The 24273-nt window shown below is 62.0% G+C and carries 27 protein-coding genes; 12 read left to right on the top strand and 15 right to left on the bottom strand.

Annotated features, from left to right (window positions below; translation table 11 throughout):
- Positions 1-157: 157 nt before the first annotated feature.
- Positions 158-1846 carry a long-chain-fatty-acid--CoA ligase FadD2 gene (fadD2, locus tag K3F44_RS02030; protein WP_220633250.1) on the bottom strand — a complete coding sequence of 563 codons (1689 nt, stop codon included), beginning with the start codon at positions 1844-1846 and terminating at the stop codon, positions 158-160.
- 202 nt (positions 1847-2048) lie between these two features.
- Here fadD2 and K3F44_RS02025 point away from each other — a divergent pair, with 202 nt between their 5' ends.
- The gene (locus tag K3F44_RS02025) at positions 2049-2993 is read left to right on the top strand and encodes an alpha/beta hydrolase (protein ID WP_220633249.1); all 945 of its coding nucleotides are present in this window, start codon (positions 2049-2051) and stop codon (positions 2991-2993) included.
- A 34-nt stretch (positions 2994-3027) separates the two neighbouring features.
- Entirely contained in the window at positions 3028-3513 is a 486-nt protein-coding gene (locus tag K3F44_RS02020) for a MaoC family dehydratase (protein ID WP_150571503.1), read from the top strand.
- A gap of 3 nt (positions 3514-3516) precedes the next feature.
- On the opposite strand, the gene K3F44_RS02015 is transcribed toward K3F44_RS02020, so the two are convergent.
- From K3F44_RS02015 to K3F44_RS02000, 4 genes are read right to left on the bottom strand one after another with little or no spacing between them, the layout of a single operon-like run.
- A complete protein-coding gene (locus tag K3F44_RS02015; RefSeq protein ID WP_220633248.1) occupies positions 3517-4755 on the bottom strand; it encodes an RNA polymerase sigma factor in 1239 nt (412 codons plus the stop codon).
- Entirely contained in the window at positions 4755-5246 is a 492-nt protein-coding gene (locus K3F44_RS02010; RefSeq protein ID WP_150571501.1) for an SRPBCC family protein, read from the bottom strand. Before K3F44_RS02010 ends, K3F44_RS02015 begins: the two co-directional genes overlap by 1 nt.
- An 18-nt stretch (positions 5247-5264) precedes the next feature.
- Positions 5265-5609, bottom strand: coding sequence for a YciI family protein (locus K3F44_RS02005; RefSeq protein WP_220633247.1), 345 nt, complete (start codon positions 5607-5609; stop codon positions 5265-5267).
- 57 nt (positions 5610-5666) lie between these two features.
- The gene (locus tag K3F44_RS02000; protein ID WP_220633246.1) at positions 5667-6092 is read right to left on the bottom strand and encodes a nuclear transport factor 2 family protein; all 426 of its coding nucleotides are present in this window, start codon (positions 6090-6092) and stop codon (positions 5667-5669) included.
- A 160-nt stretch (positions 6093-6252) separates the two neighbouring features.
- Here K3F44_RS02000 and K3F44_RS01995 point away from each other — a divergent pair, with 160 nt between their 5' ends.
- On the top strand, positions 6253-7044 hold the full coding sequence (locus K3F44_RS01995; protein WP_101322963.1) for an AraC family transcriptional regulator: 792 nt from the start codon (positions 6253-6255) through the stop codon (positions 7042-7044).
- On the opposite strand, the gene K3F44_RS01990 is transcribed toward K3F44_RS01995, so the two are convergent.
- Together K3F44_RS01990 and K3F44_RS01985 are read right to left on the bottom strand one after the other, a co-directional pair.
- Positions 7014-7652: a LysE family translocator gene (locus tag K3F44_RS01990; protein ID WP_181106031.1), complete on the bottom strand. Its 639-nt coding sequence runs from the start codon at positions 7650-7652 to the stop codon at positions 7014-7016. The two genes, K3F44_RS01995 and K3F44_RS01990, sit on opposite strands and share 31 nt — an antisense overlap.
- A gap of 140 nt (positions 7653-7792) precedes the next feature.
- Positions 7793-8746 carry a threonine dehydratase gene (locus K3F44_RS01985; RefSeq protein WP_220633245.1) on the bottom strand — a complete coding sequence of 318 codons (954 nt, stop codon included), beginning with the start codon at positions 8744-8746 and terminating at the stop codon, positions 7793-7795.
- A gap of 74 nt (positions 8747-8820) precedes the next feature.
- On the opposite strand from K3F44_RS01985, the gene K3F44_RS01980 reads away from it, so the two are divergent.
- A complete protein-coding gene (locus K3F44_RS01980) occupies positions 8821-10182 on the top strand; it encodes a PLP-dependent aminotransferase family protein (protein ID WP_224786464.1) in 1362 nt (453 codons plus the stop codon).
- On the opposite strand, the gene K3F44_RS01975 is transcribed toward K3F44_RS01980, so the two are convergent.
- The gene (locus tag K3F44_RS01975; protein WP_101317542.1) at positions 10183-10440 is read right to left on the bottom strand and encodes a DUF2790 domain-containing protein; all 258 of its coding nucleotides are present in this window, start codon (positions 10438-10440) and stop codon (positions 10183-10185) included.
- A gap of 329 nt (positions 10441-10769) precedes the next feature.
- Here K3F44_RS01975 and K3F44_RS01970 point away from each other — a divergent pair, with 329 nt between their 5' ends.
- A complete protein-coding gene (locus K3F44_RS01970) occupies positions 10770-11138 on the top strand; it encodes a GNAT family N-acetyltransferase (RefSeq protein ID WP_220634128.1) in 369 nt (122 codons plus the stop codon).
- Here the strand turns inward: K3F44_RS01970 and def are convergent.
- The 3 genes from def to K3F44_RS01955 all read right to left on the bottom strand — a co-directional run bounded on the left by def (position 11093) and on the right by K3F44_RS01955 (position 13077).
- Positions 11093-11629, bottom strand: a complete 537-nt coding sequence (gene def / locus K3F44_RS01965; protein ID WP_220633244.1) for a peptide deformylase — start codon at positions 11627-11629, stop codon at positions 11093-11095. The genes K3F44_RS01970 and def overlap by 46 nt on opposite strands.
- Positions 11629-12585: a YihY/virulence factor BrkB family protein gene (locus tag K3F44_RS01960; protein ID WP_101317538.1), complete on the bottom strand. Its 957-nt coding sequence runs from the start codon at positions 12583-12585 to the stop codon at positions 11629-11631. Before K3F44_RS01960 ends, def begins: the two co-directional genes overlap by 1 nt.
- 312 nt (positions 12586-12897) lie before the next feature.
- Positions 12898-13077 carry a CsbD family protein gene (locus K3F44_RS01955; protein ID WP_101317536.1) on the bottom strand — a complete coding sequence of 60 codons (180 nt, stop codon included), beginning with the start codon at positions 13075-13077 and terminating at the stop codon, positions 12898-12900.
- Between the two features lie 255 nt (positions 13078-13332).
- On the opposite strand from K3F44_RS01955, the gene K3F44_RS01950 reads away from it, so the two are divergent.
- Positions 13333-13713: a hypothetical protein gene (locus K3F44_RS01950; protein WP_150571494.1), complete on the top strand. Its 381-nt coding sequence runs from the start codon at positions 13333-13335 to the stop codon at positions 13711-13713.
- On the opposite strand, the gene K3F44_RS01945 is transcribed toward K3F44_RS01950, so the two are convergent.
- The gene (locus K3F44_RS01945) at positions 13714-14550 is read right to left on the bottom strand and encodes a S1 RNA-binding domain-containing protein (RefSeq protein ID WP_220633243.1); all 837 of its coding nucleotides are present in this window, start codon (positions 14548-14550) and stop codon (positions 13714-13716) included.
- A 129-nt stretch (positions 14551-14679) separates the two neighbouring features.
- On the opposite strand from K3F44_RS01945, the gene K3F44_RS01940 reads away from it, so the two are divergent.
- A complete protein-coding gene (locus K3F44_RS01940; RefSeq protein WP_220633242.1) occupies positions 14680-15549 on the top strand; it encodes a DUF6279 family lipoprotein in 870 nt (289 codons plus the stop codon).
- Positions 15550-15552: 3 nt separating this feature from the next.
- Here K3F44_RS01940 and aceK read toward each other — a convergent pair whose 3' ends face one another.
- The gene (gene aceK / locus K3F44_RS01935; RefSeq protein ID WP_220633241.1) at positions 15553-17271 is read right to left on the bottom strand and encodes a bifunctional isocitrate dehydrogenase kinase/phosphatase; all 1719 of its coding nucleotides are present in this window, start codon (positions 17269-17271) and stop codon (positions 15553-15555) included.
- A gap of 114 nt (positions 17272-17385) precedes the next feature.
- On the opposite strand from aceK, the gene K3F44_RS01930 reads away from it, so the two are divergent.
- Positions 17386-18282: a DMT family transporter gene (locus tag K3F44_RS01930; protein WP_101317525.1), complete on the top strand. Its 897-nt coding sequence runs from the start codon at positions 17386-17388 to the stop codon at positions 18280-18282.
- Complete coding sequence (locus tag K3F44_RS01925; RefSeq protein ID WP_101317523.1) at positions 18279-18749, top strand: DUF4265 domain-containing protein; 471 nt, start codon at positions 18279-18281, stop codon at positions 18747-18749. The genes K3F44_RS01930 and K3F44_RS01925 overlap by 4 nt, the downstream gene beginning before the upstream one ends.
- A 1-nt stretch (position 18750) precedes the next feature.
- Here K3F44_RS01925 and K3F44_RS01920 read toward each other — a convergent pair whose 3' ends face one another.
- Positions 18751-19686 (bottom strand): aspartyl/asparaginyl beta-hydroxylase domain-containing protein, encoded by a 936-nt coding sequence (locus tag K3F44_RS01920; RefSeq protein ID WP_101317521.1) that lies wholly within the window; start codon positions 19684-19686, stop codon positions 18751-18753.
- 229 nt (positions 19687-19915) lie between these two features.
- Entirely contained in the window at positions 19916-20890 is a 975-nt protein-coding gene (cysK, locus tag K3F44_RS01915; RefSeq protein ID WP_103436487.1) for a cysteine synthase A, read from the bottom strand.
- A gap of 125 nt (positions 20891-21015) precedes the next feature.
- On the opposite strand from cysK, the gene K3F44_RS01910 reads away from it, so the two are divergent.
- The 3 genes from K3F44_RS01910 to K3F44_RS01900 all read left to right on the top strand — a co-directional run bounded on the left by K3F44_RS01910 (position 21016) and on the right by K3F44_RS01900 (position 24260).
- Entirely contained in the window at positions 21016-22089 is a 1074-nt protein-coding gene (locus K3F44_RS01910) for a DUF748 domain-containing protein (protein WP_220633240.1), read from the top strand.
- 134 nt (positions 22090-22223) lie between these two features.
- Positions 22224-23069, top strand: coding sequence for a MoxR family ATPase (locus tag K3F44_RS01905; protein ID WP_101317515.1), 846 nt, complete (start codon positions 22224-22226; stop codon positions 23067-23069).
- Positions 23070-23081: 12 nt separating this feature from the next.
- Positions 23082-24260 (top strand): VWA domain-containing protein, encoded by a 1179-nt coding sequence (locus K3F44_RS01900; RefSeq protein WP_150571489.1) that lies wholly within the window; start codon positions 23082-23084, stop codon positions 24258-24260.
- The last annotated feature ends 13 nt before the right edge of the window (positions 24261-24273 follow it).

Genomic DNA, 24273 nt, shown 5'->3' with positions numbered 1-24273 from the left:
GTCACAAATATGACTCAACGAATTATATAAGTCATATTTAGAGTAATTAGCCAAAATGTCGCAAACCGGCTGCTGTGGGTTGATCTACTGGCTATGCATATAAAGAGAGGCAAGCGCGTCGCCGCTGCTTGCCTCTGCAGTGCCTAGGCCAGACCGGTCAGGCGATGTCGCGCAGCTCGCGCCGCAGGATCTTGCCGACCGGCGTCATTGGCAGCGAATCGCGCAGGACGATGTGCTTGGGCACTTTGTAACCGGTGAAGTTGGCCTTGCAGTAGGCCTTCAGCTCTTCAACGCTGACGCCCCCTTCACGGGCCACCACAAACAGCTTCACCGCCTCGCCGGAACGCTCGTCCGGCACCCCGATTGCGGCGCAGTTGGCGACCTGCGGGTGGGCCATCACCACATCCTCGATCTCGTTCGGGTACACGTTGAAGCCCGAGACGATGATCATGTCTTTCTTGCGGTCGACAATCCGCGTGTAGCCATCAGGATCGATGACGGCGATGTCACCCGTCTTGAACCAGCCTGCACTGTCGAGCGCCTGCGCCGTTGCCTCGGGCTGCTGCCAGTAGCCTTTCATCACTTGCGGGCCCTGGATACACAGCTCGCCGCGCTCGCCCAAGGGCAACTCGTTGCCATCGTCATCGATGACCTTGAACGCCGTGGCCACTACCGGGATGCCTACTGTGCCCAGCCGCGCCAGCTGCCCATAAGGGTTGGTACTGGCCACAGGCGAGGTTTCGGTCAGGCCGTAGCCTTCGACGATGCGGCACTTGGTCAGGCTCTCCCAACGCTCCGCGGTGGCCTTGACCAACGCGGTACCACCGGAGTTGGTGACCTTCAACGCCGAGAAATCCAGCGACTTGAAACCGGGGTGGTCCATCAGCGCGACAAACAGCGTATTCAGGCCAATCAAGCCCGAGAAACGCCACTTGCCCAGTTCCTTGATAAACCCTGGGATATCACGTGGGTTGGTAATCAGCACGTTGTGGTTGCCGGTGACCATCATGCACATGCAGTTCGCCGTAAAAGCATAGATGTGGTACAGCGGCAGCGGCGCGATCATCACCTCCTGGCCGTCCTTGATCATCTTCTGGCCGTCGGCGCCGTGCTGGGAGAAGCACGCCAGTACCTGCAGCATGTTGGCGACCAGATTGGCATGGGTCAGCATGGCGCCCTTGGCCAAGCCGGTGGTGCCGCCGGTGTACTGCAGCACGGCGACATCGTCGAGGCTGCGCGGCACCGGTGTGTGGCTCAACGCCCTGCCCTCGCGCAGCACCTGCTTGAACGACTTTGCCTGCGGCAGATCGAAGGCCGGGACCATCTTCTTGACCTTGTCGACCAGGGTATTGACCAGCCAGCCTTTGGCGGTAGGCAGCAGATCCCCCATCTTCGCTTCGATCAGGTACTCAAGGCCGGTATCGGGGAGCACCTCCTGCACCCTTCTGCCAAACATGTTCAGGTACACCAGCGCACGCGCGCCGGAATCCTTGAACTGGTGGCGCATTTCCCGCTCGGTGTACAGCGGGTTGGTGTTGACCACGATCAGCCCGGCCCGCAGCGCACCGAACACCGCAATCGGGTACTGCAGCACGTTGGGCATCTGCACGGCAATACGATCGCCGGGGGCCAGATCGGTATTGGCCTGCAGCCAGGCGGCGAAGGCCGCCGAGTGGCGTTCGAGCTCGCCATAACTCAAGGTCACGCCGAGGTTGCTGAAGGCCGGGCGGTCGGCGAAGCGCTTGCAGGAGCGCTCGAACACATCGACCACGCTGCGGTAGGCATTGATATCGATGGTGGAAGGCACGCCCGCCGGGCGTTTGTCATTCCAGAAGTCGGCATGCATTTATTATTGTTCCTCTTGGCCTGGAGCGTCCTTGACCTGCTGCACGGGGCGACAGGCGTTGAGCCGACGTTAGCAGGTAAGTGGGAGGTGGCAAACACGCCAAGGGCCGCCATTAACATTGTGAATCTTATTTGTGCCCGCCCTGCAATTTCAGTGGTAGTGCGTACACTGTCGGGGAACATGCACAGAAAAGGACGCGGTCATGGCTTACGATGCGCTCTGGGTTGCCGCCAGTGAGCACAGCAACCTGTACCTGCACCAATGGCTGCCGGCCACACCGGTCAAGGCCGTGGTGCTGCTGGCGCATGGCATGGCCGAGCATGGCGGGCGCTATCAGCGCTTGGGCCAGGCACTGAGCGCCGCCGGCTTTGCCCTGCTCGCGCCTGATCAGCGTGGCCATGGCCGGACCGCCGAGAACGGTCGTCTGGGCCTGTTTGCCTGCAAGGATGGCTGGAATGCCGTGGTCAACGATCTCGGCCTGCTCAGCCAGCACATCGGCGAGCGATTTCCTGGCACGCCACTGTTTTTGTTCGGCCACAGCATGGGCAGTTACATCGTCCAGGCTTACCTGCTGCACCACAGCGCCAGCGTGCACGGAGCTATTCTCAGCGGCTCCAACCTGCAGCCGCCCAGGCTGTATCGCGCCGCGGCCCTGATCGTCCGCGCCGAAGCCTGGCGCCAGGGCGCCGAGGCCAGCAGTGCGCTGATCGACAAGCTTTCGTTCGGCAGCTTCAACAATGCCTTCAAGCCTACCCGGACGCCATTCGACTGGCTAAGCCGCGACGAAGCCGAAGTAGACAAGTACATCGCCGACCCGCTGTGCGGGTTTCGCTGCAGCAATCAGTTGTGGCTCGATCTGCTCCGAGGCCTGGCGCAAGTCAGCCGGCCGAGCAACCTTGCCCAGGTCGATCCGAACCTGCCGATACTGATAATTGGCGGTGAATGTGATCCGGTGAGTGCCGGCAAGCGTCTCAGTGATCTGGCCGTCGCTTTGAGCGCGACCGGCAACCGGCATGTGCAGTTGCGCCTGTACCCGCAGGCGCGCCACGAACTGCTCAATGAAACCAATCGCGACGAGGTTACCGCCGACATTCTCGGCTGGCTCGAGCAGGCGCTGGCCCTTGGCCGCCCCGCTCGCAGTGAATGATAGCCAGGCCCCGTCCGCCAATAAGGAAGCCCTGATGACCCAGGTCACCAACACCCCCTACGAAGCCCTCGAAGTGGGTCAGAAAAATGAAGAGTTCGTCAAGCGCGTTGAAGAGCGCGACATCCAGCTCTTCGCCGCCATGTCCGGTGACCACAACCCCGTCCACCTCGATGCCGAGTACGCTGCCAAGACCATCTTCCGCGAGCGGATTGCCCACGGCATGTTCACCGGCGCCCTGATCAGCGCGGCAGTGGCCTGCAACCTGCCCGGCCCAGGCACGGTGTATCTGGGCCAGCAGATGAGTTTCCAGAAGCCGGTAAAAATCGGCGACACACTGACCGTGCGCCTGGAAATCCTCGAAAAGCTGCCCAAGTTCAAGGTGCGTATCGCCACCAACGTCTACAACCAGAACGATGAGCTGGTGATTGCCGGCGAAGCCGAGATTCTCGCGCCGCGCAAGCAGCAGACCGTGCAGCTGGTGACGCCGCCGACCTTCGAGCCGAGCGTTGCCGAAGCCTGACTTCTAGCGCCCCTGCAAGTCGCGCAGGCGCTGCTCGATGTAGCGCCGCTCCGGCCCTTGTTGAGTCAGTATCAGGGCTCGCTGCCACGCTGCGCGAGCCTGCTCGGTCTGGCCCAGTTGGCCGTGCAGTTCTGCGCAGGCGGCGTGCGCCAGGTGATAGTCGAGCAGTTCGCCGCGCTGCAACAGCGCTTCGATCAGCACCAAGCCCGCCTGCGGGCCATCGCGTCTGGCCAGGGCTGCGGCGCGATTGAGTTCGATCACCGGTGATGGCCAGTGGCGCTGCAATACATCGTACAAACCAATGATCTGCGCCCAGTCGGTATCTGCCGGGCGTAGCGCTTCTGCATGCAGCGCCGCGATCGCCGCTTGCAGGCTGTAGATACCGGCCGGGCCAGCGCGCAGCGCCCGTTCGGCCAACTGGCAGCCTTCGGCGATCTGCTGGTGATTCCACAGGCGGCGATCCTGTTGATCGAGCAGCACCAGGTTACCGTCAAGGTCACTGCGCGCTGCCTGCCGTGAAGCTTGCAGCAGCATCAGCGCCAACAGGCCCATTACCTGCGGGGCTGGCAGCAGTTGCAGCAGCAGTCGACCAAGCCGAATCGCCTCATCACACAGCTCACGGCGCACCACCGCTTCACCCGAGCTGGCTGAATAGCCTTCGTTGAAGACCCGGTAAATCACCCGCAGGACACTGTCCAGACGCTCTGGCAGCTCGGCCTGCTCGGGGACCTGATAGGCGATACCGGCATCGCGGATCTTCGCCTTGGCGCGGACGATGCGCTGGGCAATGGTTGCCGGACGCTGGACAAAGGCACTGGCAATCTGCTCGGTGCTGAGGCCACAGACTTCACGCAGGGTCAGCGGCACCTGGACATCCGCAGCCAGCGCGGGGTGGCAGCAGGTGAAGATCAGGCGCAAGCGGTCATCGCCGAGTAGCGCTTCATCAGCGGGGTCGTCATCGCTGGGCACAAGCATGATCAGATCCGCCTGGGCATGATCGAAACGGGCATGTTTGCGTAACAGATCGATGGCCTTGAAGCGCCCGGTCGACACCAGCCAGGCCCGTGGATTGCTGGGGATGCCATCACGCTGCCAGCGCTCGACCGCGATGAAAAACGCCTCGTGCATGGCCTCCTCGGCCAGGTCGAAATCACCCAGAAGGCGAATCAAGGTGGCCAGAATGCGCCGCGAGTCTCGTCGGTAGAGCTCATCTACCACCTCACGCAGCTGCTCGCCGAGCATCAGTCAGGCATCTGCTGAGTGACTACCTCCACCAGGCGGTCCAGGCTTTGCCCCCACCCCTGGTGAAAGCCCATTTCTTCGTGGGCGCGGCAATCCTCGGCATTCCAGTGCAGCGCGCGGGCGGTATAGCGGGTCTTGCCGTGTTCATCATCGAAGGTCACCACTGCGGTCATGAAGGCCTTGGCGGCGGGGACCCAGCCCGGCCGAAACGCATCGGTGAAGACCAGCCGACGTGGCGCCACGATTTCCAGGAAGACACCCTGGTTATCGTATTCGGTGCCGTCCGCGGTGCGCATCAAGGTCCGGAACAAGCCGCCAACCCACAGTTGCATCTCGCATTCCGGGGTGGTCATGCCGTGCGGGCCCCACCACTTCATCAGCCATTGCGGTTCGCTCCAGGCGCGAAATACCTTCGCCGGTGGGGCGTCGATCAGGCGAGTGATGGACAGTTCATGTTCGGCCACTGCAGAGCCTGCGTGTGCGTGCGTCATTGTTGTTGTGCTCCACGTTCAGGGTTGTAGTTCGCGCACCGGGCGGACCTCGACGCTGCCGACTCGGGCGGCGGGGATGCCTTTGGCGATGCTCAACGCTTCATTGAGGTCGCGCGCTTCGACCAGATAGAAACCGGCGAGCTGTTCCTTGGTTTCAGCGAATGGCCCGTCGGTCAGGCTCATCTGGCCATTGCGCACGCGCACCGTGGTCGCGGCCTGGACAGACTGCAGCGCCTGCGCGGCGAGCACGCGGCCGCTGCCCTCCAGTGCCTGCGCATAAGCCTGGCATTCGGCATCGGCGGGGCTGTCGGGCAAGCTGTGCAGCAGCCCCTCGTCACAATAGACCAGGCACAGGTATTTCATGATTGCCTCCAACGTCAGTGGACAGTGCGTTTGGCGATAACAGCAGGCGTGCTCAGCTCAAGGTTGCAGGTTGAACAGCGCCTTCTGGGTTTGCATGTCGAACGGCGCCGACCAGTGCTCGTGGATGACCTGCCACTGCGCGCCACTGCGACGATAGCCGACCGTAACGCGCATGAAGCCGCATTGGCTGTCGTCATCTGCAGGCCCGCAGCGATTGAGCCAGTGGGCCAGGGCGAGGTTGTCGTCGACATGCAGGGTCAGTTGATGGATCTCGAACACCATCTCGCCCGAGCACATGCCCATGCACATTTCCCAGTGCGCACGGTAGGCGGCCTTGCCCTTGAAGTGCAGGGCCTGGATGGCGTCAAAGGCGACGACGTCTTCGGCGTAGGGAGCAACGATTGCATCGATGTCACGCTCGCGCACGGACTGCATCCAGCTGTCGATCTGTTGACGCAGTAGCGATTCGGTTGAGGTAGTCATTATTGGGCTCTCGACCAGGGCAGCGCAGGATCATCCAGCGCCTTCATGACTAGTCGAATTGCGAGAGGCGAAATCGACAGGCACTGAAAAATATTTTTTTGAGCCTGGTCGACGGGTACCATTAGCCACTGCACTCCTGCTGCCGCCTACGGGTATAGCCATGCCTTTGACCAGCGAAACCCTGCCTGCCAGCCCGCATTTCGAGCTGAGCTGGGTGCGCGCGCAAGGCGGTGCCAGCTTCCCGCGGCATACCCATGACGAGTACGTGATCGGCGCCAATCTCAGTGGCCAGGAGCGGATTTGGCTCGATGGCCGCGAGCTGGAGGTGGCGCCAGGCCAGATCACCTTGTACAACCCGCTGGCCGTGCAGGGTTCGGAATTTGCCACGACAGGTGTGGAATACATCAGCCTGCACCTGGCGCCAGCGGCGATCACGCAACTGATCAGCGCCGACAATCTGCGCTCGACCGCTACTGCGCCACGTTTGCAGCAAGGCGTGCTGCAGCGGCCGCAGCTGTTTGCTGCGTTGCTGGAGCTGGCCCGGGCCAGTGACGAGCAACGCGAACAGGCCGAGCTGTTGTTGCTCGCGCAATTGCTGGAGCAACCCGCCAGCGCCGCCCATGAGCAGTCAGCGGCCGTCGCTACCAGCCAGGCATTCATGCGTGAGCATCTGCAGCAACGGCTGCCTCTCGAGCAGCTGGCGCAGGTCGCCGGCTTGAGCAAATATCACTTCGTACGCTGCTTCAAAAAGGCCACCGGCCTGGGCCCGTTGCAGTACCACATGCAACTGCGCCTGATCGAAGCGCGGCGCCGGTTACGTCTTGGGCAACACGCACAGGACGTGGCGCTGGACCTGGGTTTCTACGACCAGAGCCACTTCATCACAGCGTTTCGCCGGGTACATGGCGTGACGCCGCAACATTACGCGGCGGCAAGAATGAATTCGCGGTAGCCTGAAACGATCACATACACCGCGAAGTAGCAGAAAATCGCTGCCGACAGCAGGTAAGACCAGGTCAGCAAGCGGTCACCGAGCAAGCGCCCGCCGTGGCTGGCAATACCGCACAAGCTCACGCACCAGAGCAGACCGGCCGCGAAGAAACCGCCGAGAAACACAACCGCGTCGAGCAAGCTGCCAGCGCCTGAGCGGGAGATCAGCACACCGCCGACCGCAGCGAACCAGAGGATCGCGCTCGGCGACGACATCGCCAGAAACACCCCTCGCGCAAACTCGCGCCAACCCGACTCGACCACCACCTCGGCGCGCGCATCCAGATGCCCGCCGCGCCAGGCGGCCAGCAGCATCTTCAGCGCAAACCAGATCAACAACGCCGAACCACCGAGCCACAGCACCCAGCGCACACTCTCGAACTGCAGCAGCACGGTCATCCCGGCCAATGCTGCGATGGCGTAGATCAGGTCACCTACGCAGGTGCCCAGGCCCAACCAGAATCCCTGAAGAAAACCACGCTGCATGGCCAGGGTGATCATGGCGATATTGGCGATGCCGATGTCCAGACACAGCGACAGGCTCAGCAGAAATCCGTTGGAAAAAGGCATGGGTAATAGCTACGCGACAGATCAGGAGGCGCTGATTAAGCCACAGGCCAACGGCGCCGGTATTGGAAGAAATTGCCTGCTTCCCGGTTGCGCCGATCTTCACTTACCCGTTTAAGAGTACGCCAGCGCCGTCTGGGTATTCAGCCGCTCAAGACCTGCGCATAACGTTGACGATCAATATTCGCGCCACTGAGCACCACCGCAACGCGCTTGCCCTTCTGCCGCTCACGTTCCTGCAACAGCGCAGCCAAACCTGCAGCGCCAGCTCCCTCAGCAGTGTTGTGAGTGGTTTCGTGGTAAATGCGCATGGCCTCGGCGATCTCGTCATCGGTCACCCGCACGATCCGCGCGGCATGCTGATGGATCAGGGCAAAGGCATCCGGGTGCGGCATCCGACAGGCCATGCCATCGGCAAAGGTGTTGGCCGTGGCGGTGGTGACGATGCGGCCCTGTTCAAAGCTCTGCGCGTAGGCGTCGGCGGCAGTCGAGACCACGCCGACGATTTCGGTCTTGAGCCCAAGCAGGTTGCGCGCCTGGATCAACCCACAGATGCCCGAGCCCATGCCGATCGGCACGTACACGCAGTCCAGCGCGGCGACCGCATTGAACAGCTCCAGGGCATAGGTCGCCACGCCGCGCACCAGCTCCGGGTGGAACGACGGCACCATCTGGTAGCCCAGCTCGTTGGCCAACCGCGCGGCTTCTTCGCGGGCCAGATCGAAGTCGGCACCATGCTCGATCAGCTCGGCGCCCAAGGCCCGCATGGCGGCGTTTTTCTCCCGCGAGTTGCCTTGCGGCACGACGATCACCAGCGGGATACCCGCCTGGCGCGCGGCCAACGCCATGCTCTGGCCGTGGTTGCCGCGTGTGGCCGTGACCAGCCCTTTCGGCGGCTGCCCGTGCGCCAACAACGAACGCACGTAGACCAGGCCACCGCGCACCTTGAACGCGCCGGTCGGAGCGTGATTTTCGTGTTTGACCCACACTTCGCAGCCGGCCCGCTCGGCCAGGAGCGGCCAGACATGCTGCGGCGTTGCGGGCAGGTGTTGGTGGACGAAATCAGCAGCTTCGCGCAGTGCGGCCAGGTCGAACATGACGATCTTCCTTCATCGTGTGAGTTGCCCTGATCCTAGGCGCGGGGCATTGTATGGGTAAATCGATATATTGCATGGGTGGCAATTTCATGTGGATCCCGACGCTGACTGCCAGCGATCAGCCGCGTTATCTGGCGCTGGTCGATGCCATCGCCGACGCCATCGAGCGCGGTGAGCTCAAGGTTGGCCAGCGCCTGCCGCCGCAGCGGCGCCTGGCCTGGGCGCTCGGGCTCAACCCAAGCACCACCCAGCAAGCCTACCGCGAAGCCGCTGCCCGTCATCTGGTCGCTGGCGCGGTGGGGCGTGGTACCTATGTGCTGGCGGGCAGCAAGGAAGCCACCCTGTTCCGGCTCAAGCGCCACGATGCAGAACAAGCGGTGATCGACCTGTCGACCAACGTGCCAGTGGTCGAACCCGACAACCGAGATCTGCAGGCCAGCCTGCACAGGCTGCTAGAACTCGAGCAGTCTGGCTTGCTCGAGCATTACCTGGGGCCTGAGCAACTGCTGGCGGGGCGCGTACACGGGGCACGCTGGCTGGCCGAACGCGGCTTGACTCTCGCGACCGACGAGCTGCTGCTGTGTGCCGGCGCGCAATACGCGCTGAACTGCGTGTTGCAGTCAGTGTGCGAGGACGGTGAAGCGGTGATGGTCGAGGCGCTGACGGCGCCTGGGATCAAGGCGGCGTGCCGGCAATTGCGTTTGCCAGTGCACGGCGTGGCGCTAGATGAGCACGGCCTGCGTCCGGATGAGCTGGACCGCGTCACGCGTGCCAGCGGCGCCCGCGTGCTGGTGATCACCCCGACCCTGCACAACCCGACCTCAACCTGCATGGACGCGGCACGCCGCCAGGCCATCGCCGAGGTGGTCAAACGCCATCAGCTGTTGGTGATCGAAGATGATGTGTACGGCGCACTGAGCGAGCAGCCACCGCTGTACCCCTTGCTTGAGGGGCGCGGAATTCTGGTAAGCAGCCTTTCGAAAACGGTTGCCGCCGGCTTGCGCGTGGGTTGGATCGTGGCCCAGCCGTCCCTGCTCGCGCAGATCGAGCCGCACAGCCAGGCAAGTCACTGGTCGGTCTCGCCGCTGGATCTGCATATCGCCTGCCAGTGGATCGCCGACGGTACTGCCGCCCGCCGCCTGGCCTGGAACCGCCAGGAGACCGCCGAGCGCTGGCGACTGGCCCGCAGTGTATTGGGCGCGGCGTTGCTCGACGACCGGCAGGCCTCACCGCACGTATGGGTAGCGGCACCGGCCGGCGCCGAGGCGCTGGCCGCTGATTGCCGCAGGCGCGGGGTCGAGGTCGTTCCCGGCAACGTTTTCGCGATTGGTGTGGATGAGGTCAAGGCCGTGCGGATCAGCCTGTCGGCAGCCACCAGCCGAGCACAGCTCAAACAAGGCCTGGAGGCCGTCCGTCAGGCACTGGCCGAGGCCTGATCAGCCCTGGCTGCAACCCTCACCCATCGCCCGGTACTGCAGAGTATGGACCTGGCCCTGATGGTCCTCGTAAGTCATGGTGGCAGGCACCACATCGCAGACATTGGGCAGGGTCGACAGGCTGATCACGCGTTTGATGTCGAGGTTGGTGCCGTATTCATATTGCACTGCCACAGGTGGGCTGGACACCGGTTGAGCCTCTTTTGCGAAGGCGAACGAGGACACACCGAAGAGTGCAAGAATCAGTAGAGCTTTCATGAGAGTTGGCCTTTGAGGCGATCAAGCTGAGCGATTGACTTCAGTCCGCCGTCATTGGCGCGGAGAAGTTGTCATCGAGTGCACCGATGGCACGAAGTACCGGTCCCGCTTTGTCGTACTGCTGAGGGGATGAGACAATTTTACGCCTGTTACGCAATACTTGAACCCCACGGTAGGACATACAGCCTTGCGCAATGTGCAACAGTCTGCCCCCCCAGGCGCCCGCTACCGCTGAACTGGAACACACGATGACTGCCCTGACCTACGCGCCCCTCTGCGGACTGGAGCAACGCCTGCTTGATCACTTCTATCGCCAGCAAGGCTCGCGCATGCGCTCGGCAGCCGGCGGCGCGCTGTGGGTAGCGCGTGCGGGCGCAATCGTTGCGGGGATGAGCTTGAGCCCGGTGGGCCACGGTCAATGGCTGACCGGGCTGCTGGTCGACCCACAGTGGCGTGGGCGTGGCATCGCTGGGCAGTTGATCGAGGCCTCGCTGGCAACTGCATCGGGCCCCGTGTGGCTGTTCTGCCACCCGGAGCTACTGCCGTTCTATCAGCGATTGGGCTTTAGCCCCGCGCATGATCTGACCGAGGCGCTGAGCATGCGTCTGGCGCGCTATCAGCGCAGCAAAAACCTGGTCGCGCTCGGCCGTGATCAGTCGTCGCCGATGTCCAGCCCAGGGAACAACACCTCGGTGTAGCCAAACCGGGAGAAGTCCTGGATCCGCGATGGATACAGGCGACCGATCAGATGATCACACTCATGCTGCACGACCCGCGCATGGAAGCCTTCAGCGACGCGCTCGAACAAGTTGCCCTCAGGGTCGATGCCGCTGTAGCTGATGCGCGTGAACCGCGGCACCACACCGCGCAAGCCTGGCACCGACAGACAGCCCTCCCAGCCCTCCTCGGTCTCACTCGACAGCGGTGTAATGACCGGGTTGAGCAGAATGGTCTGCGGCACTGCCTCGGCGTCCGGGTAGCGCTCGCTGTGCTCGAAGCCGAAGATCACCAGTTGCAGGTCGACGCCGATCTGCGGCGCGGCCAGGCCAACGCCACCGACATGGTGCATGGTCTCGAACATATCGGTGATCAACTGCTGTAGTTCGGCGCTGCCAAGCAGGTGTTCGGGAACAGGCGGGGCGATGCGCAGCAGGCGCTCATCGCCCATTTTCAGGATGTCACGGATCATCAGCGGTTCGGCTCTGGGCTCGGGGGTTCGGTCGCCACCGGACGCTCATGACCCAGCACAGACACGGTCTCCTTCGGCTTGTGGCCGTCAAAGTCCTTCTCGCCTGGGTCTTTACCCTCGGCGGACATGTGCTCGATCACCGCGTTCATCTCGGCGCCAAGCAAGAGTACGGCGGCTGAAATATAGAAGTACAGCAGCAGCACGATAATTGCCCCGATGCTGCCGTACATGGCGTTGTAGTCGGCGAAGGTCTTGACGTAATAACCAAAGCCCAGCGAGGCGATGATCCACACCACCACCGCCAGCACCGAGCCTGGGGTAATGAACTTGAATTTCTGTTTCACGTCCGGCATGACGTAGTAGATCAACGCCACCGCGACCATCATCAGCACGACGATTGCCGGCCAGCGCACGATCGTCCACAGAGTAACGATGAACTCCTGCATGCCCACCTGCGCCGCAATCCACTCCATCACCTGTGGGCCCAATACCATCAACGCCGCCGCTGCCAGGAGCATGCCGGCGATGCCGATGGTGTAGAAGATCGACAGCGGGATGCGCTTCCACACCGGGCGCCCTTCCGGAACGTCGTAAGCGGCGTTCATCGCACTCATCATCAAGCGCACACCGGCCGAGGCGGTCCACAGGGCAATCACGATACCCACCGAGAGCAGGCCACCCTTGGACTGCTGCAATTGGTCGATCACCGGATTGACCTGTTCCAGTGCCTGCGGCGGCAGCACCAGCTCGGACTGCAAGCGCAGCCAGGAGAAGAAGTCAGGCAGGTGCAGGAAACCGATCAGGGCAATCAGGAACAGCAGGAACGGGAACAGCGAAAACAGCATCTGGTAGGCCAGAGCCGACGCGTAGGTGGACATCTCGTCATCGAGAAACTCACTGACGGTGCGCACCAGCACACGGTGCAGGGGGAGGCCCTGCAAGGCGTTAAAAATCATAGCGTCTCCTTTCGCCGCTCGATCATCTTGGCTGCCGGCCGACGATGCGACAGGCCTTATGGTATGCATGCAAGTCTAATAGACCACGTCAGGCGCGTTGCTGTTCATTGCTCATCAAAGGCAATTGGGGCCGCTCTACGGCCCTTCGCGGGCAAGCCCGCTCCCACAGGTACAGTGCTGGAGTCAGACTGTGCGCGATCCTGTGGGAGCGGGCTTGCCCGCGAAGGGCTGCAGAGCAGCCCCAAAATCAGCATTCAAACCTTAACTTACCGGCATCGACCCTTGGGTAGCCGTTTTCCTAAGAATGAGCGCTTATGGCTTTTTAACCGCGTCTTTGACATCGCCGACTTTCTGCTGTGCTTCGCCTTTGACTTCCTGCGCCTTGCCTTCTGCACGCAGCTTGTCATTGTCGGTGACCTTGCCGACACCTTGCTTGATGTTACCTACCGCTTCGTTGGCCAAGCCTTTCGCTTTGTCTTTGGTGCCACTCATGGGGAAGTTCCTTTTAGGCAAAGACGCGAGATAACCGCGTCGACATACGAATCGACCGGTGGCCTTTGCCGAGAGTTTCATTTTTTTCTCGATCATTGCCTTGCGCGCAAAACCATCAGGCGCTGAAACATCGGCAAACAGCCGCCCATTGCAGGCAGCCGGGTAAAGCGACATCAGCGTGTGCAAGCCTTGCTCGCCCGCGCGCCACCCCGCACAATGTCAGGTCATCTCAAGCGTCAACCCGCAGGAACCTGCATGAAACTCGACAAACCCGCCGCCATCGCCCGGCGCAACCAAGCGCTGGCCCGGCCGGTGCTGACCAGCGACAACTGCCTGTTCGCCATCCTCGACCCCAAGCGCAACCTGTGGTGGTTCGACATCCCGATGCGGCTGCTGGTCAAAGGCCAGCCTGACTGGGTCAACCTGCTGCTGCACAGCCCGGAGTCAGACGAGCTGCAGCACTTGAAAGTGCCGATCAACTACCTGCGTGCGCACCAGGAGCAACTGGAAGTGCGCAACGCCGGCAAGCGCCGCTCGACCATCAGTCTGGCCCTCAGCGCTGACCGCGATTCGCTGCTGCGCGACACCCGGCCGGGCGGCGAGCAGCTGGACTTCCGCACCTTCGTCCAGGACTGATCAGACCCGCTCGATGCGATCGTCAAGGATGACGATACGGCCGGCCTTGAACAACGCGCCAATGGCTTTCTTGAAGTTGCCCTTGCTGACGTTGAACAGGCCGCTGATCACCTGCGGATCACTCTTGTCACACACTGCCAGAGTGCCGCCAGCAGCTTCCAGCTTGGCCATGATCTGCTCTTGCAGGCCATCGGCTAGGGCCTGACCAACCGGCTGCAGGCTCAGGGCGATCTTGCCGTCCTGGCGCACTTCCTTGATAAAGCCCTTCTCGTGCATGCCCGAACGCAGGAACTTGAATATCTCGTTCTTGTGAATCAATCCCCAATGGCGGTTGTTGATGATCGCCTTGAAGCCGAGATCGGTTTCATCGGCCACCAGCAGCTCAACCGGCTGGCCTGCGGTGTACGCGGCCGGGGTCAGGTCGAGGTAGCGGTCCAGCCGCGCGGTGGCGGTGATGCGGCGGGTGCGTTTGTCCAGGTAGACGTGGACAACACAGTAATCGCCGATCTTCAGCGAGCGCTTCTCTTCCGAGTAGGGCATCAGCAAGTCTTTGCTCAGGCCCCAGTCGAGGAAGATACCAGCCCCATTGATATCTTTTACCTTCAGGCTGGCGAACTCGCCGACCTGCACCTTGGGCTTCTCGGTGGTGGCGATCAGCTCGTCTTCGCTGTCCAGGTAGATGAACACGTTGAGCCAGTCATCGAGCTCGGTGGGCGTATCCTTGGGGATGTAACGCCGCGGCAGGAGGATTTCGCCGTCGGCGCCGCCATCCAGGTACAGGCCGAATTCGACGTGCTTGACGATTTGCAAACTGTTGTAACGCCCAAGTAGAGCCATTTCCGATGTTCCTCAAGACAAGACGGCTATTCTACACCTGAACCCGCCGCCTCGCCCGACCGCTGGTTCGACTGAACTGCAAACCCGCCGCTGCGTCTATTGCTGGCACGCTCTTGCAAGGATTCGCTCATGCCTGTCTGCCTGACCAACGCCCTGCGCTTCAGCCTTGTCGCCCTGCTCTGCGCCGCCACCCTGTTCGGCTGCAGCCGCATCGACCTTGCCTATCGCAACCTCGACACGCTGGTGCCGTGGTCGCTGGGCGATTATCTAGACATGAACCGCGAGCAGAAAAACTGGCTCGACCAGCGCTTGCAGGCGCATCTGGCGTGGCACTGCACCACACAGCTGCCCGGCTACCTCGACTGGCTCGACCGCATGCGTGCGATGGTTGCCGAGGATCAAGTCACCGATCAGGCCTTGCAGCAGCGCACAGCAGAGGCCCGCGAGGCGATTGCCCGGGTCACCGAAGCAATCACCCCGTCCGCCGTCGAGCTGCTGCGCGGCATGGATGATCAGCAGGTCGAAGAGATGCGCCAGGCATTCGCGGATGACATCCGCGAGCGCCAGCGCACCTACGTCGACACGCCGCTGGCCAAGCAGATCAGCAAACGCGCCGAACGTATGGAGAAACGCACCAAGCCCTGGCTCGGCGAGCTCAACGCCGCCCAGCGCCTGCGCGTGCAGAACTGGTCGCAAGCCTTGGGCGACCAGAACCGCCAGTGGATCGCCAACCGCGCGCACTGGCAGCAACAGTTGCTGCTGGCCATGCAGCAACGCGCCACGCCCAGCTTCGAACCGCGCGTCGCACAGCTGCTGCAGCACAAAGAGAGCCTGTGGACGCAGGACTATCGCAAGGCGTTCAACAACACCGAACTTCAGGCGCGCGGCCTGCTGGTCGACCTGATCAAGGACAGCACACCCGCCCAGCGTCAGCTTCTGCAAGAGCGCCTGAGCAAGGTGCGCACCAGCTTCAGTGAACTGAAATGCCTCAAGGGCTGACCGTCATTCGCGCGGCTGACGTCGATAAGGGAACACATCGATGACCTTGCCGCCCGCAATGGCCGCCTGCAGCCCTTTCCAGTAATCGGCGTCGTATAGCTCCCCGTGCAGCTTGCTGAACAGGCGGCGCTGGCCGATATCGGCGAACAGAAACGGTGGGAATTCTTCCGGGAACACATCATGGATGCCGATCGAATACCACGGCTCGCCTGACATCTCGTCTTCGGGATAGCGCGGCGGCGGGATATGGCGAAAGTTGACCTCATCGAGAAAGCAGATTTCGTCGTAATCGTAAAACACCACCCGCCCATGGCGGGTTACGCCGAAGTTCTTCAGCAGCATGTCACCGGGGAAGATATTGGCCGCCGCCAGCTGCTTGATCGCCAGGCCGTAATCTTCCAACGCCTCCAGCACCTGGGCGTCGCTGGCCTGTTCCAGATACAGATTCAGCGGCGTCATCCGCCGTTCGGTCCAGCAGTGGCGGATCAGCACCGTGTCGCCCTCCAGCACCACGGTGGACGGGGCCACTTCCAGCAACTCGGCCAGGCACGCGGCCTCGAACTTTTTCCGCGGGAAGCGAAAGTCGGCGAACTCCTGGGTGTCGGCCATGCGCCCGACCCGATCGACGCTTTTTACCAGGCGGTATTTGTCGATCACGGTAGCGCGGTCGACTGTTTTTGACGGTGCGAAACGGTCCTTGATGATCTTGAACACCGTACTGAAGCCCGGCAGGGTAAACACGCTCATAACCATGCCGCGCACACCCGGCGCCATGACGAAGCGGTCGTCGCTGCTGGCCAGATGATTGATCAGCGCCCGATAGAACTCCGACTTGCCATGCTTGTAGAAGCCAATCGAGGTATACAGCTCGGCCACATGTTTGCCGGGCAGAATACGTTTGAGAAAGCTGACGAACTCCGCCGGCGCCGGCACATCGACCATGAAATAGGAGCGGGTGAAAGAGAAAATGATCGACACCTCCGCTTCGTCGGTGATCACCGCGTCCGCCTCGAGGCCATGACCTTCGCGGTGCAGCAGTGGGATCACCAGTGGCCACTGCTCATCCCGGGTGTACAAACGGCCTACCAGATACGCACCTTTGTTACGGTACAGCACGGGCGCAAACAGCTCCAGTGCCAGGCTCGGGTCCTTGCACACCCAGTCGGGCAAGCTGCGGCGCAGTTGCTGTTCAAGGCGGCTGACGTCGCTGGGCAAGTCCGCATAGTCGACACTGAACGGGTAATCGGCAAACACCTGGTGCAACAACCCGCTCAGGCTGCAGTCGGCCTGATAAATGCGCGTCTGCGCAGCGCGCTGATGGTCGCGCAGGGCCGGCCGGGTGGTGTGGATGAACATGCAGCTGTCGCTGATCAGGTCATGGCTGAACAGGCTGCAGAACAGTGAGTTGTACCAAGTCTCGGCCAACTCATCGTCCAGCCGCGGGTTGATCAGCCCAATGTAGGCGCTTTTGACCAACGGCCATTGTGCGACATCGAGCAATAGCGCCTCGGCAAATCCCTCGCGCAGCCAGCCATTGACCTCGACGACCTTCTCCTCATACAAGCTGATCCGCGCAGCTGCCGCCCGCTGGCTGTCGTGCCAGTCAGCGCGCTCGAATCGCTCGCGCGCACCCAGGGTTATCTGCCGGAAGTGCTCGCGGTAGTTATCGAAGCCATCGAGTACCCTGCGGGCGATTTCGCTGGCGGGCCAGTGCTGGGACATACCGATGCCTCTGCAGGGTTCAAGCGCTCAGCTTAGTAGCGCAGCAAGAAAGGACAAGAACCTGCCCAGCGCACTCACGTACACTCCCACCCTGCCCTGATTCTGGAGACCCCCGTGAGCCCCATCGCCCTCGCCCGCCTGCTAACCCTTGCCGCTGTCTGGGGGGCCAGTTTCCTGTTCATGCGCATCATCGCCCCGGAGCTCGGCACGGTACCGACGGCGTTTTTCCGGGTCTCGATCGCGTGCCTGGGCTTGATCGCGATCCTGGCCGTGGCGCGGGTGCCATGGCAGTTCAACGGCAAGCTCGGCGCCTGCCTGCTGCTGGGCATGATCAACTCGGGCATCCCGGCGACGTTCTACTCGGTGGCCGCGCAGGTGCTGCCTGCGGGTTACTCGGCGATCTTCAACGCCACCACGCCGCTGATGGGCGTGCTGATCGGCGCATTGTTCTTCCACGAGCCAATGACGGTCAGCAAGCTGGCGGGGATTTTTCTTGGCCTGCTCGGCGTCGGCATCCTCAGTGGCGCCGGCCCGGTGGCACTGGACCTGGCCCTGGTGCAAGGTGCGCTGGCGTGTCTGGCCGCGACCACCTGCTACGGCTTTGCCGGCTACCTCGCGCGGCGCTGGATCAGCGGCCTGGACAGCCGCCTGTCGGCCCTGGGCAGCATGCTCGGCGCAACCTTGCTGTTGAGCCCACTGTTCGCCTGGAGCGCCCTCAGCCAGCCACCTGCCAGTTGGGGCGGCTGGCAGGTGTGGTTGTCGTTGCTCGGGCTGGGCCTGCTATGCACGGCTTTTGCCTACATCCTGTACTTCCGCCTGCTGGCCGAGATCGGCCCGGTCAAGGCCAGTACCGTGACCTTCCTGATCCCGGTCTTCGGCGTGCTGTGGGGCGCCTGGTTGCTGGATGAGTCGCTGTCGATGGGCCACCTGTACGGCGGGCTGCTGATCGGCGTCGCGCTGTGGCTGGTACTCAGGCCTGCACCGCGCGCGCTGGCGCAGGCGCGCTCATGAGCACGGAGCACTCGCCGGTGTTCAAAAAGATCCTGTTCCGCCTGGAGCAGGATGCGCAAGGCTACCCTCCGGCTTCGGTGGAAGGCCTGTGGGCGCAGCAGACAGAGGCTGGCTACCTGATCGACAGCATCCCGTTCTACGCCTACGGCATCGCCCCCGGCGACCTGATCAGCGTCAGCGAAGCCGATGGCGAGGTGTGGTTTGCGGCGTTGAGCAACAGTGGCGGCGCCAGCGTGTTTCGCGTGCTGGTCAAGTTAGCTGGGGCGTTGGAGCCGGTGCGCGCAGCGCTGAGCGAGTTCGGTTGCCCCAGCGAAGTGGAGCAGGCGGTGAAGATGCTGGCCGTGCAGGTGCCGCCGACGCAGTCGCTCGACACCTTGCTCTATTACTTGCTGACCCAGCGCGAAGCTGGAACGCTGGAGTTCGAGGAAGGCGTGTTGCGCCACGCCATCCCCGCAGAGTTTCGCTGAGTCAGAACAACCAGCGATACAGCAGGTAAGCCACCAGTACGGCCAGGATCGGCCGCAGAATGCGGTAGGCCTTCGGGTTGGCGCGCTTGAACTGTTTGACCCGGGTGCTGAGCTTGTTGCTGAAACGCTTGCTCCAGGCATAGGCCTGGTTGATCCCGCCGACGCGCTCGTCATCGGTGTTCTGCGGTGCAGTAGCACGGCCGAGGAAGGCACTGACCTTACGGTTGATGCGGGTCATCAGCGGGCTGGTCAGCGGCCGCTCGATGTCACAGAACAGGATCACCCGAGTGACGTCGGTCTCGTTCTTGACCCAGTGCACAAAGGTCTCGTCGAACATCACGTCTTCCCCGTCACGCCAGGCATACGGCTCGCCGTCGACGTAGATGCGGCAGTTGTCGGAGTTGGGTGTGGACAGCCCGAGGTGATAGCGCAACGAACCGGCGAACGGGTCGCGGTGTGGGTTCAGGTGGCTACCACCTGGCAGCAGGGCAAACATCGCGCCCTTGACGCTGGGGATGCTGCTGACCAGCTCGACGGTCTTCGGGCACAGCGCCTCGGCCGACGGCAGCGGTTTGTCGTACCACTTCAGGTAGAAGCGCTTCCAGCCCTTCTTGAAGAACGAGCCAAAGCCTGCGTCATTGTCTTTTTCGGCGGCGCGGATGTAGCCCTCGTCGAACAGGCGCATGGCCTCTTCACGGATCACCGGCCAGTTGTCCTTGAGCACATCCAGCTCAGGGAAGCGCTGGCGATCCAGGTATGGCTTGGACGGCACGCCGGAGAACAGGTACATCAGGCTGTTGTAGGGGGCGAACAGCGCCGAATGGTTGACGAACTGGCGCAGCACCGGCAAGCGCGCCTTGCCGCGCAAATGGACGTACAGCACGCTGCCGAAGAACACCAGCAGGACACCCGCCTTGGCGACAAAGGAAAAGCTCATGCAACACTCCTTGGAGTAGGAAATCAGGCCATCACTTGCAGATAGCCGAACATCATAAACCCATCCGCCCGCAGTAAAAACAGGTTGCGCCGGATAGCAATGTTGAAGATTTTGTAATAAAGGCTTTCGCGGGGTATTGCGCGGGGTCAGGCAATTGCGCGGTACACGCCCTGCGCCGGGAATCCAAGGCGGCTCTCGGTTTGCTCAAGAGCCGCCATGACACAGGATTTTACTGCTGGTTTTCCTGCTCGGTAAACAGGTCAGAGAAAAGCATGCTCGACAGATAGCGCTCGCCCGAGTCGGGCAGGATCACCACAATGGTCTTGCCGGTCATCTCTGGCTTTTCGGCCAGGCGCACGGCCGCAGCCATCGCTGCACCACAGGAGATACCGCAGAGAATGCCCTCCTCCTGCATCAGGCGCAGGGCCATGGCCTTGGCTTCGTCATCGCTGACCGTCTCGACCTGGTCGACAATCGACAGATCAAGGTTCTTCGGGATGAACCCGGCGCCAATGCCCTGAATCTTGTGCGGGCTGGGCTTGAGCTCCTGGCCGGCCAGCGCCTGGGTGATCAGGGGCGAGGCCACCGGCTCGACCGCAACTGACAGGATCGGCTTGCCCTGGGTGTGCTTGATGTAACGGGAAATACCGGTGATGGTGCCGCCCGTGCCGACGCCTGCAACCAGCACGTCAACCGCGCCGTCGGTGTCGTTCCAGATTTCCGGGCCGGTGGTTTTTTCATGGATAGCCGGGTTGGCCGGGTTGTCGAACTGGCCAGGCTGGAAATACATCTGCGGGTCCGAAGCAACGATTTCGTTGGCCTTGTCGATGGCGCCTTTCATGCCCAGCGCAGGCTCGGTCAGCACCAGCTCGGCGCCCAGCGCCTTGAGCACCTTGCGCCGCTCCAGACTCATCGAAGCGGGCATGGTCAGTAGCAGTTTGTAGCCACGGGCGGCGGCAACGAAGGCCAGGCCGATACCGGTGTTGCCCGAAGTCGGCTCGACCAGGGTCATGCCCGGTTTGAGTTTGCCACTGCCTTCGGCGTCCCAGACCATGTTCGCGCCGATCCGGCATTTGACCGAGTAGCCGGGGTTACGCCCCTCGATCTTGGCCAGGATGGTCACCCCGCGCGGGGCGATGCGGTTGATCTGCACCAGCGGCGTGTTGCCGATGGAATGGGCGTTGTCTGCGTAGATACGGCTCATTGGCAGGGTCCTTAACCGAGCGGGGAAAGCCTCAAGGGTAAGCCTGCCCGCCAGCAGCGTAAAGCCCGGTCGAACTCCCCGGCGATGCCTGCGGTCAACCGCTCAACCTGCTTTGGAGAGCCCTCATGACAGCCCGCTATCGCCGGCCACTGGTCGCCCTGGTCAGCCTGCTTGTGATACTGCTTGCCGTGCACCTGGCCCTGCCCTACCTGATGCGCGACTACTTGAACGAAAAACTGGCCGACATGGGTGATTACCGCGGCCAGGTCAGCGACGTCGACCTGGCATGGTGGCGCGGCGCCTACCAGATCAACGGCCTTAAGATCGTCAAGACCACTGGCAAGGTACCGGTGCCGTTTGTCGATGCGCCGAAAGTCGACTTTTCGGTGAGCTGGCATTCGCTGTGGTACGACCACGCAGTGGTGGCCGAGGTGACCTTCCTGCGCCCGGAGCTTAACTTCGTCGACGGTGGCAACAAGCAGAACTCGCAGACCGGTCAAGGCACCGACTGGCGCCAGCAGCTGGAAAAACTGCTGCCGATCACCCTCAACGAAGTGCGCATCGATGACGGTACGCTGACCTTCCGCAACTTCAACTCCAAGCCGCCGGTAACGCTCAAGGCCACGCAGTTGCAGGCGAGCATCCGCAACCTGACCAATGTGCGCGATGCCGAGGGCCGCCGCGACGCCAGCTTCGAAGGCACCGCGCGCCTGCTCGGCGATGCCAAGGTCGAGAGCAAGGCGACCTTTGACCCGTTCAGCGACTTCGATGATTTCGAGTTCCGCCTGCGCGCTACTGGCATTGAACTGCGCAAGATGAATGACTTCGCCAGTGCCTATGGCAAGTTCGACTTCAATGCCGGCAATGGCGACGTGGTGATCGAGGCTCAGGCCGAAAAAGGCCGACTAAAGGGCTACATCAAACCGCTGCTGCGCAATGTGGAAGTATTCAACTGGCAGCAAGACGTCGAGAACAAAGACAAAAGCTTTTTCCGTTCGATCTGGGAAGCGGTGGTCGGCACTACCGAAACCGTGCTGAAAAACCAGCCGGAAAACCAGTTCGCCACCCGCGTCGAGCTCAGCGGCAGTGTGCATCAGCAGAACATCAATGGCTTCGAGGCGTTTCTGCAGATCCTGCGCAATGGCTTCATCCAGGCGTTCAGTGCGCGCTATGAAAGGCCCGCGCCTGACACTGACTGAAAGGCGGCGCGACGCACCATTCAGAGACTGAATACCCGGTCTGCGTTTGCAGCTGCCCAGGTGCGGCGTATAGTCCAGTACACATTTAGATAGCCTTGCCTGGGCCGGCCCAGACACTTGCAGAGGATTGGTTGATGAAGTTCGAAGGCACCCGCGACTACGTCGCCACCGATGATCTGAAACTGGCGGTCAATGCGGCAGTTACCCTCGAACGCCCGCTACTGATCAAAGGCGAGCCCGGCACCGGCAAGACCATGCTCGCCGAGCAACTGGCGGCATCGTTTGGCGCGAAGCTGATCACCTGGCACATCAAATCCACCACCAAAGCCCATCAAGGCCTCTACGAGTACGATGCGGTCAGCCGCCTGCGCGACTCGCAGCTGGGTGTGGACAAGGTCCACGATGTGCGCAACTACCTTAAAAAGGGCAAGTTGTGGGAAGCCTTCGAGGCTGAAGAGCGGGTCATTCTGCTGATCGACGAGATCGACAAGGCCGACATCGAGTTTCCCAATGACCTGCTGCAAGAACTCGACAAGATGGAGTTCTACGTCTACGAAATCGACGAGACCATCAAGGCCAAGCAGCGCCCGATCATCATCATTACCTCCAACAACGAAAAAGAGCTGCCGGATGCGTTTCTGCGCCGCTGCTTCTTCCACTACATCGCCTTCCCTGATCGCGACACCCTGCAGAAGATCGTCGATGTGCACTACCCGAACATCAAGCAGTCGCTGGTCAGCGAGGCGCTGGATGTGTTCTTCGATGTGCGCAAGGTACCGGGCCTGAAGAAAAAACCCTCGACCTCCGAGCTGGTCGATTGGCTCAAGCTGCTGATGGCCGACAATATCGGCGAAGCGGTCCTGCGCGAGCGTGATCCGACCAAGGCCATCCCGCCGCTGGCCGGCGCCTTGGTCAAGAACGAGCAGGACGTGCAGTTGCTCGAGCGCCTGGCGTTCATGAGCCGGCGCGGTAATCGCTGACAGGAGCCAGTCATGCTGCTCAACCTGTTCAACGAAATGCGCGCGGCCAAGGTGCCGGTGTCGGTGCGTGAACTGCTCGACCTGCTCAATGCCCTGCAGCAGCGGGTGGTATTCGCCGACATGGACGAGTTCTACTTTCTGGCGCGGACCATTCTGGTCAAGGATGAACGCCACTTCGACAAGTTCGACCGGGCTTTTTCAGCGTACTTCCAAGGCCTGGAAAACCTCGACCGGCACCTTGAGGCGCTGATCCCTGAAGACTGGCTACGCAAGGAGTTCGAGCGTTCGCTGACCGATGAGGAACGCGCGCAGATCCAGTCGTTGGGCGGTTTGGACAAGCTCATCGAAGAATTCAAGAAACGCCTCGAAGAACAGAAAAAACGCCATGCCGGTGGCAACAAGTGGATCGGCACCGGCGGCACCAGCCCGTTCGGCTCCGGCGGCTACAACCCTGAAGGCATTCGCGTTGGCGACGCCGGCGAGCGCCGCGGCAAGGCGGTCAAGGTCTGGGAGCAGCGCGAGTACAGGAACCTCGATGATCAGGTCGAGTTGGGCACGCGCAACATCAAGCTGGCCCTGCGCCGCCTGCGCAAGTTCGCTCGCCAGGGCGCGGCCGAAGAGCTCGACATCGACGGCACCATCGACCACACCGCCCGCGATGCCGGCCTGCTCAATATCCAGATGCGCCCGGAGCGGCGCAATACGGTGAAGCTGCTATTGCTGTTTGACATAGGCGGCTCGATGGATGCCCACGTGCGCATTTGCGAGGAGTTGTTTTCAGCGTGCAAGACCGAGTTCAAGCACCTGGAGTATTACTACTTCCATAACTGCGTGTATGAGTCGGTGTGGAAGAACAACCTGCGGCGCAACGCCGAGCGCTTCGCCACCTTCGACCTGCTGCACAAGTACGGCGATGATTACAAGGTGGTGTTCGTCGGCGACGCGGCCATGGCGCCGTATGAAATTACCCAGCCCGGCGGCAGTGTCGAGCACTGGAACGAGGAAGCCGGGTATGTCTGGGTGCGGCGGATCAAGGAAAAATTCAAGAAGGTGGTGTGGATCAATCCGTACCCCAAACAGGCCTGGGAGCACACCACGTCGACTCACCTGATCCGCGAGCTGATCGAAGACAAGATGTACCCGCTGACCTTGCACGGCCTGGAAGACGCCATGAAGTACCTGGCCAAGTAACCCCGGCCGTTCA

This window comes from Pseudomonas sp. S07E 245, from assembly GCF_019599025.1.
In the GTDB taxonomy this organism is placed as follows: domain Bacteria; phylum Pseudomonadota; class Gammaproteobacteria; order Pseudomonadales; family Pseudomonadaceae; genus Aquipseudomonas; species Aquipseudomonas shirazensis.
The sequence above is the reverse complement of the archived record's forward strand: the minus strand, read 5'-3'. Positions and strand labels throughout refer to the sequence as shown.